The sequence below is a fragment of the Actinophytocola sp. genome, assembly GCF_035712165.1.
In the GTDB taxonomy this organism is placed as follows: Bacteria; Actinomycetota; Actinomycetes; order Mycobacteriales; family Pseudonocardiaceae; genus DASYTH01.
Genome location: NZ_DASTBH010000360.1, coordinates 1 through 5977 on the forward strand (window position 1 = coordinate 1; position 5977 = coordinate 5977).

General features: G+C 70.2%; 8 protein-coding genes. 2 read left to right on the forward strand and 6 right to left on the reverse strand.

Going from position 1 to position 5977, the window contains the following annotated elements:
• Together VFO68_RS19955 and VFO68_RS19960 are read right to left on the reverse strand one after the other, a co-directional pair.
• Window positions 1-685 (reverse strand): anti-sigma factor (locus VFO68_RS19955; protein WP_325159846.1); only part of this gene is annotated, 685 nt, incomplete at its 3' end.
• Window positions 682-1185: a sigma-70 family RNA polymerase sigma factor gene (locus VFO68_RS19960; RefSeq protein ID WP_325159847.1), complete on the reverse strand. Its 504-nt coding sequence runs from the start codon at window positions 1183-1185 to the stop codon at window positions 682-684. The genes VFO68_RS19955 and VFO68_RS19960, both read right to left, overlap by 4 nt.
• Before the next feature lie 208 nt (window positions 1186-1393).
• Here VFO68_RS19960 and VFO68_RS19965 point away from each other — a divergent pair, with 208 nt between their 5' ends.
• Window positions 1394-2203 (forward strand): methyltransferase, encoded by an 810-nt coding sequence (locus VFO68_RS19965; protein WP_325159848.1) that lies wholly within the window; start codon window positions 1394-1396, stop codon window positions 2201-2203.
• A 7-nt stretch (window positions 2204-2210) separates the two neighbouring features.
• Here the strand turns inward: VFO68_RS19965 and VFO68_RS19970 are convergent, their stop codons facing one another.
• On the reverse strand, window positions 2211-2627 hold the full coding sequence (locus VFO68_RS19970) for a DUF6924 domain-containing protein (protein ID WP_325159849.1): 417 nt from the start codon (window positions 2625-2627) through the stop codon (window positions 2211-2213).
• A 30-nt stretch (window positions 2628-2657) separates the two neighbouring features.
• Window positions 2658-3536, reverse strand: a complete 879-nt coding sequence (locus VFO68_RS19975) for an alpha/beta hydrolase (RefSeq protein WP_325159850.1) — start codon at window positions 3534-3536, stop codon at window positions 2658-2660.
• A 69-nt stretch (window positions 3537-3605) separates the two neighbouring features.
• Here VFO68_RS19975 and VFO68_RS19980 point away from each other — a divergent pair, with 69 nt between their 5' ends.
• Window positions 3606-3911, forward strand: a complete 306-nt coding sequence (locus tag VFO68_RS19980) for a hypothetical protein (RefSeq protein ID WP_325159851.1) — start codon at window positions 3606-3608, stop codon at window positions 3909-3911.
• Window position 3912: 1 nt separating this feature from the next.
• On the opposite strand, the gene ppk2 is transcribed toward VFO68_RS19980, so the two are convergent.
• Window positions 3913-4887 (reverse strand): polyphosphate kinase 2, encoded by a 975-nt coding sequence (gene ppk2, locus VFO68_RS19985; protein WP_325159852.1) that lies wholly within the window; start codon window positions 4885-4887, stop codon window positions 3913-3915.
• Between the two features lie 123 nt (window positions 4888-5010).
• A complete protein-coding gene (locus tag VFO68_RS19990; protein ID WP_414635534.1) occupies window positions 5011-5961 on the reverse strand; it encodes a chitinase in 951 nt (316 codons plus the stop codon).
• Window positions 5962-5977: the final 16 nt, after the last annotated feature.

Here is a 5977-nt window from a genome sequence, read left to right on the forward strand (position 1 = left end):
GTTTCGTGGAGCCGCCCTGCGGCTCCACGGTGATGCTGAACGCGTTCGCGGCTCCGAGCACGTCGATGTCCAGTCTGCTGCCCGCCACCAGTCCGGCCGACTTGGTTCTGATGATCTCTTCGCGGTTGTTCTCGTTTTCGACGACCATCCACGCCTGGTACACCTGGCCGGGTTGCAGCCGGCCCATACCGGCGGTCAACACCACCGCCCGGTTCTGCGAGCGAGACATCACCACCGTCGCCGAGCCGCCGTTGTCCACCTCGGCGGTGACCACCCGCGCGTCGTCGGCCTGCAGGATCGCCACGATCTTCTGGCTCTCCTCGCCGGACTGCTGCTCCCGCACCAGCAGCACGCCCAGCGCCGCCGAGACGACCAACAACACCGCGGCGGCCGCGGAACTGAGCCGTAACGCCCACCGCGACGGCGTCCGCCGGGTACGCAACGGCGTCAGCGTCGGCGGAAGCTGTCGGACCCGGCCGATCTCGGCCAGCACTCGGGCCTTGAGGTGGGGCGGTGCGGGGAGGGTCGCGGCCCGGCCCAGCCTCGCCGCGGCCTCCCGCAGCTCACCGACCTCTGCGCCGCACGCCTCGCACGCGGCGAGGTGCCGCTCGAACTCGACCCGTTCCAGCTCGCTGACGGCGTTCAACACATAGGCGCCGGTCAGGACGTGCACGTCGGGGCTCATCGAGTCACCGCCGGGCAGTCCCGCAGCCGGATCAACCCGTCCCGAAGCCCGGCTTTCACGCCACCCAGCGGAGCGCCGAGCAGTTCAGCTACCTCACGATAGTTACGGCCGCCGTAGTAGGTCAGTACGACCGACTTCCGTTGCGCGTCGGTGAGCGTGCCCAGGCACCGGCCCACCTGCTCGTCCTCCCTCAGCGTGCCGACCTCGTCGAACCGGCCGGGCGGCTCCTCGCGCCGCACCCGATCGACGGCTCGCCGGTGCGCCAGCGTCAACGCCCACGTCAACACGCTGCCCCGCTCCGGGGAATACCGTGACGCGGTTTGCCATAACGCCACCATGACCTCTGTGGCCAGTTCCTCGGACCGGGCCTCGTCCCGCAACACCCGCCGAACCAGGCCGAACACCGGCCCGATCAGAATGTCGTAGAGCCGCGCGAAGGCGACCTCGTCACCACGAGCGACCCGGTGCAGCAGGGCCTCGGCGTCTTCCTGGGCGGGCATCTGACGAGCACGTTCACGTATGACGTTGGGCCTCGGCACTTGCACGTCTCCTGATCGTTGGCTGGCGTCTACCCGGTCATTCGATGCCGTGCCAACTTCGGATGGCCCGAATTTCGACCAATCTGCCAACCGCCCGGCCCCGAAACCCGGATCGGGGGTTCACCGAGCCGACCTGGCAGGGCGCGCGGTAGGTGGTGAGGATGTGGGCATGAGTTCATCGCAGCCGGCGGACGATCAGCGCTACCTGCTCGACAACGCCCGGACTGAGGCGGGCGAGCGGTTCACCTGGCTGGCCGAGCTGTTCGACGGTGTCACATGTGGACACTTCGACCGGCTCGGGGTCGGCGCCGGCTGGCGCTGCTGGGAGGTGGGCGCCGGCGGCCCCAGCGTTGCCGAGGCACTGGCCACGGCCGTGGGTCCAACCGGTTACGTGCTGGCCACCGACATCAATCCGGCCTGGTTGGACCCGCACGGCGGCTACGAGGTGCTCCGGCACGACATCGTCGCCGACCCGCCGCCGCAGCCCGGCACGTTCGACCTGGTCCATGCGCGGCTCGTGCTCGTGCACGTGCCCGACCGGGCCGCCGCGGTGGCGACCATGGTGGCGGCGCTGCGGCCCGGCGGTTGGCTCCTGGTCGAGGATGCCGACACCGAACTGCAGCCGCTGGCCTGCCTCGATGAGGTAGGCCCCGCGCAGCGCGACGCCAACCGGCTGCGGCGCGCCGTGCGGGAGTTGCTGACCCGCCGCGGCGCCGATCTGCGCTACGGCCGGACCCTGCCGCGGGTGTTGCGTGCGGCGGGCCTGGTCGAGGTCACGGCGGCCGGCTGCTTCCCGGTCGGCGGACCGGCCTGCGACCGGCTGGAGGCCGCGACGGTGCGCATGGTCCGCGCCGAGTTGCTCGCCGCCGGTCTGGCCACCGACGCCGAGATCGACGCGCACCTGGCCGCCGTCGATGCCGGCGAGCTCGACCTCACCCTCGCGCCGCTGATCTCGGCGTGGGGACGCCTCCCGGGCTGAGCCGCCGTCAGAAGCCGCGAAAGACGCCGTCCTCCGCTGTGGCGTTTCTGAACTCGTGCCAGTCCATGTTTCCCAGGTTGATGTTGTTCTCCACGCCCCACAGCGCGGCGGGGACTACCCGGAACGGGCGGAGATCGCGTGGGTCGTCGGCGCCGACCTGGTAGACCCAGACGGCCAGGATCGGGTGCTCGGGGTGGCCGAAAGTCTTCTCGTCAGCCAGGAACGAGGTGATCGCCCCGCCGGCGTGTCTCGCCGTCAGGTCATCGGTGCTGAGGCCTTCGAAGGCCGGATCGCTGACCGGATGGACATCGGCCAGAAACCCTTCCTCGCTGGGCGTCCCAACCTCACGAAGGAGGGTCGCCCAGCCGGCGTCATCACCGAACCAGGTGCGGACGAGGACCGAACCGCGCAGCAACGTGGCCATGCGCGGACACGATACGGACACCGCCCAGGCTCAGGCATCCGGCAACGGTGTTCGGGCGAGGAAGTCCGCGATGGCGGCGGTGAGGTCGCCGGGGGCGAGTTCGGCGACGTGGTGGCCGGAGTCGATGCCGTGGCCGGTCACGTCGGTGGCCCAGTCCCGCCAGATGCGCAACGGGTCGCCGTAAAGCTGTTCGAGGTCGTCGCGCAGGGACCACAGGACGAGCACCGGCTGGTCGAGCCGTCGGCCGGCGGCGCGGTCGGCGCGCTCGTCGCGGTAGTCGACGGTCAGCCCGGCGCGGTAGTCCTCGAGCATGCCGCGCACCACCTCGGGATCGCGCATCGCCGCCCGCCACTCGGCGTGGTTCTCCGCTCCCATGATCTCCGGGTCGCCGCGGTACCACGCGTCGGGATCGGCGTTGATCACCCGCTCCGGCGTTCCCGGTTGGGCGAAGAAGAACCAGTGCCACCACTGCGTGGCGAACCGCGGTGTGATGCGTTCGAGGTGCTCGCTGATCGGCAGGCAGTCCACCAGCACGGCCCGGACCACGTGCTCGGGATGGTCGAGCGCCAGCCGCAGGGCGAAGTAGCTGCCCCGGTCGTGCCCGACGACGGCGAACCGGTCGTGGCCGAGCGCGCGCATCGCGGCCAGCAGCCGGCGGGCGCCGGCACGCTTGGAATGCGGTTCGTGGTCATCGGCGGGCACCGGCTTGCCGGACCGGCCGTAACCGGGCAGGTCCGCGCACACCACGGTGAACCCCTCGGCCACCAGCCGGGGAGCCACCCGATGCCAGGTCGCCGAGGTTCGCGGATGCCCGTGCAACAACAACACCGCCGGCCCGGCGCCCGCGTGCCGAACGAACACCGGCAGCCCGGCACCGTCCACCGTCTCCGCCTGAAAGCCCTCGAACATGATCACGGGATGCCCCGGACGCGGTCCGGCTACACGCGACAGACGCCCGCACATGAGATCGTCATGAGCGTGATTCTCAGGACTTGGCGCGGATGGGTGGAGACGGCGCGGGTAGCGGAGTACGCGCGGTACGTGGAGCGGACCGGACTGCGCGCGTACCGCGCGGTGCGGGGCAACCGCGGTTGCCAGTTCGTCGCGCGCGAGCTGGGCGACGGCCGCAGCGAGGTGATCACCCTCAGCTGGTGGGACTCGCTGGACGTGATCCGTGAGTTCGCGGGCGAGGACATCTCGGTCGCCAGGTTCTATCCCGAGGACGACGAGTTCCTTGTGGACCGCGAGACATTCGTGGTGCACCACGTGGTGTACGACCAGTGAACTACGCGGGGTGGTGGCCCGGGCCGGGGGCCTGGCCCGGGCGGTGCGCCAGCGGGGTGGGGCTCAGGTCGGTGTCGTCCTCGCCGGCCTCCAGCAGGGTCGCCGCGGCGCCGACGATACGCGGATCGGGAACGCCGATGGCCTCGGAATCCTTGTCGTCGTAGGCGAACCTGGCCAGCACACTGCGCATCGCCTCGAGCCGGGCGCGCCGCTTGTCGTTGCTCTTGACCACCGTCCACGGGGCGATGTCGGTGTCGGTGGCCCGGAACATGGTCACCTTCGCCTGGGTGTAGGCATCCCAGCGGTCCAGCGACTGGATGTCGGTGAGGCTCAGCTTCCACCGCCGCACCGGGTCGACCTGCCGGATCATGAACCGGGTCCGCTGCTCGGCCTGCGACACCGAGAACCACAGCTTCACCAACAACACCCCGTCGTCGACGAGCATCCGCTCGAACGCGGGCGCCTGCCGGATGAACCGCTCGTACTGCTCGTCGGTGCAGTAGCCCATCACCCGCTCCACACCGGCGCGGTTGTACCAGGACCGGTCGAACAGCACGATCTCCCCCGCCGTCGGCAGGCGGTTGACGTACCGCTGGAAATACCATTCGCCCTGCTCGCGGTCGCTGGGCTTGCCCAACGCCACCACCCGGGCCACGCGCGGGTCGAGGTGCTCGGTGAACCGCTTGATCGTGCCGCCCTTGCCGGCGGCGTCGCGGCCTTCGAACACGATCACCATCCGCTGCCCCGTCGCCTCCACCCAGTACAGCAACTTCAGCAACTCGATCTGCAACAGGCGCTTCGTGCGTTCGTACTCCGCGCGGCCCATCCGCCGTTCGTAGGGATAGTTGTCCCGCCAGGTGTCCACCTCCGCGCCGTCCGCCCGGCGCAGCACCGGCTCCTCGTCGCTGTAGTCGACCGTGACGCCCTCCCCCAACTCCGGGAACGCCTCCGCCAGCGCAAGCGACTCATCGACCACGAACCGGACATACCCCCCGGAGACGACGGCAAACGGCGGTGGGCAGAATGCCCCCGAGCGGGTCGGCCGAGGTCAAGGCTTCCCCGGCCGACCACCGGCCACAGGAGACTCCCCCTGTGACGGTCAGCCGGTGTACGCGGCGAGGATGCGGGTGAACTCCCAGTTCTGTTGGGGGACGCCGCTGCAGCTGTCGGCGGGGCCGTTGGCGCAGGGGCGGTCGCGGTTGACCGACCAGAAGGTCAGGCGGGCCAGGTGGTGTTGCTGGGCGTAGCCGAGGATGGTGCGGAAGTTGTTCTGGGTCACCGTCTCGGACACGTCGGTGATGCCGTTCATGGAGGAGATGCCGCTGTGCCGGTACGCCTGGTCGTCGGTGTAACCGTAGGCGGCGCGGACGGCGTTCTTCAGGCCATCGGTGGCGCGGATGGTCAGTTGCGCCATGTCCTGGCCGGCGCCGCCGAAGTCGAACGGCATGATGGTCCAACCGTCGACGGTCAGGCCGGCGGCGGCGGCCCGGTTGATCATGCTGGGGTCGGGGCCGCTCTGGTTGCTGGGGAAGGTCACGTAGACGGTCAGGCCCGGGTTGTTCGCCTTGACCGTGCGCAGCGCGTCGATGGTGCGTTGCTGGATGGTGGGGTTGTCGTAGGCGGCGCCCTCGATGTCGATGTCGATCGCGCGCAGGCCGTAGGCGTTGATCACCTGCTGGTAGGCGCCCGCGAGGGCGGCCGCGGTGGTGCAGGACGCCTCGAGTTTGTTGCCGCTGGCGCCGCCGAAGGACGGGATCACGTTGCCGCCGGCCGCCCGCACGGTGTTGACGGTGTTCTGGTCCACGCCGCCGGTCAGCGGCCGGAAACCGTCCCACTGCGGGTTGCAGGCGCCGTTGCTGAGGATGAAGGCCATGGTGAACCAGCGGACTCCGGTGGCGGACATGACCGTGGTCGGGTTGGGCGGGCTGCCCCAACCGTTGTAGTAGTACGGCGCGACGGCCATCGCCCCGGCCGGCGGCGGAGGTTGGGTGCCGCCGCTAGGTGCGGTCCACTTCTGGTTGGCGGCGCCGGTGCACGACCAGAGCTGCAGCCGGGTGCCGTTGGCC

Bases quoted from the DNA above. Each gene is read 5' to 3' on its own strand.
- VFO68_RS19960 (WP_325159847.1), bottom strand. From the start codon at position 1,185: ATGCCCGCCCAGGAAGACGCCGAGGCCCTGCTGCACCGGGTCGCTCGT.
- VFO68_RS19965 (WP_325159848.1), top strand. From the start codon at position 1,394: ATGAGTTCATCGCAGCCGGCGGACGATCAGCGCTACCTGCTCGACAAC.
- VFO68_RS19970 (WP_325159849.1), bottom strand. From the start codon at position 2,627: ATGGCCACGTTGCTGCGCGGTTCGGTCCTCGTCCGCACCTGGTTCGGT.
- VFO68_RS19975 (WP_325159850.1), bottom strand. From the start codon at position 3,536: ATGTTCGAGGGCTTTCAGGCGGAGACGGTGGACGGTGCCGGGCTGCCG.